Annotated in this window: 2 protein-coding genes and 1 pseudogene; 1 reads left to right on the top strand and 2 read right to left on the bottom strand. The window is 37.7% G+C overall.

Annotation, left to right across the window (positions count from 1 at the left end; all coding sequences use genetic code 11):
• Positions 1-319 precede the first annotated feature (319 nt).
• A pseudogene (locus VB691_RS24180) lies at positions 320-1,485 on the top strand (IS630 family transposase).
• Between the two features lie 15 nt (positions 1,486-1,500).
• Here VB691_RS24180 and VB691_RS24185 read toward each other — a convergent pair.
• Both VB691_RS24185 and VB691_RS24190 read right to left on the bottom strand, forming a co-directional pair.
• Positions 1,501-1,701: a hypothetical protein gene (locus VB691_RS24185; protein WP_323294083.1), complete on the bottom strand. Its 201-nt coding sequence runs from the start codon at positions 1,699-1,701 to the stop codon at positions 1,501-1,503.
• 116 nt (positions 1,702-1,817) lie between these two features.
• Positions 1,818-2,310, bottom strand: a 493-nt coding sequence (locus VB691_RS24190; RefSeq protein WP_323294084.1) for a hypothetical protein, incomplete at its 5' end; no start/stop codon positions are given.

A 2,310-nucleotide genomic window follows, 5' to 3' on the forward strand; every position in this document is an offset into this window, starting at 1 on the left:
ATGCTAATGCCGCTTTTCCATAAGCTGTGTAACCCATAGATCGTGTATTCATTTTGCCATTATTATGGAATCGGAATTTTGCTTGTCTATAAGCGACAATTTTAGCATCTTGTCCTATATAATCAGTATTAACAGAGGTTAATTTGATTCTCAGTTGAATGTTGTTCATGGCTTTGTGTCTAGTAGGTCATCAGGTTTGTATTGAGGGATAGAAAAGAGGTAATCTTAGAGAAGACCTGCATTTGATCACAAATTCTCTATAAGGCGATCGCACTGTAGAAAGTGATCTAGGTAGAAGAAAACATAGTAGCCAAAAAAAATGCCCTCTAAAAAATATATTGTCGATTTAAGCCCATCGGAAAGGAGCGAGCTAAAAATAATAACTAACAAAGGGAAAACTGCCGCCTATAAAATGAATCGTGCCAGAATTTTGCTCAAAGCAGATATTAATCAAGAAGGTGGAGGATGGACAGACAGTAAGATTAGTGAGTCATTAAATATAGGTCGTGCTACAATTGAGAGAGTTAGACAGAGATTTGTCGAAGAAGTGCTAAAATTAGCTTTAAATCGGAAGGAACAGCAAAATCGCCGCCCAAAAATAATTGATGGGGAAAAAGAAGCCTATCTGATTGCGGTCTCGCGGGAGCGAGTGCGGCTGCAACGCTTGTAGTGAAACCCCAGTGGGAAAAAGTAATTGGACTCTTCAAATGCTGGCGGATAAAATGGTAGAACTTAAAGTAGTTGAACAAGTCTCGATTGAGACTATTAGACAAAGCTTAAAAAAAACGAACTTAAACCTTGGCTTCACGAATCTTGGGTAATTCCACCACAATCAAATGCCGAAGATCGTGTGCTGTATGGAAGAAGTATTAGATATTTACCAACGCCCTTACGACGCAAAAAATCCTTGGGTTTGTTTTGATGAAAGTTGTAAGCAGTTGGTGAAAGAAACACGGGATATAATTCCCCCAGAACCGGGTCAATTAGAACGTTATGACTATCAATATGAAAGAAATGGAGTGGCCAATCTTTTTATGTTTTTTGAACCGTTAACAGGGTGGAGACACATTGAAGTAACTGACCAAAGAACCGCTATTGATTATGCTCATCAAATGAAATATTTGGTAGATGAGCGTTACCCTCAAGCTGAAAAAATTGGAGTAATTCAAGATCAATTGAATACTCATGTTAAAGCCTCTTTATACAAAGCTTTTCCTCGCCTAAGAAGCCAAACGAATTTTGGATAAATTAGAGTTTCATTATACTCCTAAACATGGCAGTTGGTTGAATATGGCAGAAATTGAATTGAGTGTTTTAAATCGTCAGTGTCTTAATCGTCGTATCCCCGATAAAGAGACTCTTAAATTAGAAATCGCTGCTTGGGAAAATGACAGAAATCAAAAATCTAGTTCTGTTAATTGGCGATTTACCACGGCGGATTCCCGTATCAAACTCAAGCGACTTTATCCCTCAATACAAACCTGATGACCTAGTAGTCTATCATGAGTGGTTTGTTATTGAGCCACCCGATGGGGTTTTTGAAGGTTGACGCTGGCCGGCTTTTTGCCAGAAATCATTATCTAGTTCTGGAATGTCAGAGTAATCAATGTCTTGATCACAAAGAGCCATTAATTTATCTTCTTGTTCTTTGGTAAGTTGGGGTTTTTGGTGCGGATTTGGAGTATATTTAACGGTTGTCATAACGTTTGACCTCTCTACTGTTAGCTTTTCTTGCCGAAATGAGACGAATCACAGAACCTCTAATAGTATAAGCAATAACATAAACACCCTGCTCTATCTGAGCTAATCATTAATCATTAATCCCTTTGCCTTTCAAGTTCTTGTAATTGCTCTGATGGTTGATAATTACCTAGTTGATTATTAATGGGACGAAATTGGTTGAAAAGATTAGACCTAAGTTTCGGGATTTGATGCCAATTCTCCCCTTTCTTTCTGCGAGAAAAAAGGTATGCTTTGGTGATAGGCTGTAAGGAATTAAGGATAAGTCCTAATTCTTTATCCGACAAGTGTTTATAGGTCAAATATTCAGCATTGACTCGCTCAATTAGTTCATTTAGTTGTTGAGTTAATTGTTGTTCAATGCTATCAAAATCTAACCAATATTCTTCAGGAATCTCTTTTTTGATCAATGACAAATCTGACTGTTCTCTCATCAATTCCCAGATAGCTAAGGGCGTAATTCCTGTGATTAGTTTATGAACTCTACGGTATTCTAATCCTTTGACTTTGATTCTGGCTCTTTCGACATAATGGGGTAAAATGTGACGAAGGAACATTTTACCCCCGTGC

Source organism: Crocosphaera sp. XPORK-15E, assembly GCF_034931425.1.
GTDB lineage: Bacteria > Cyanobacteriota > Cyanobacteriia > Cyanobacteriales > Microcystaceae > UHCC-0190.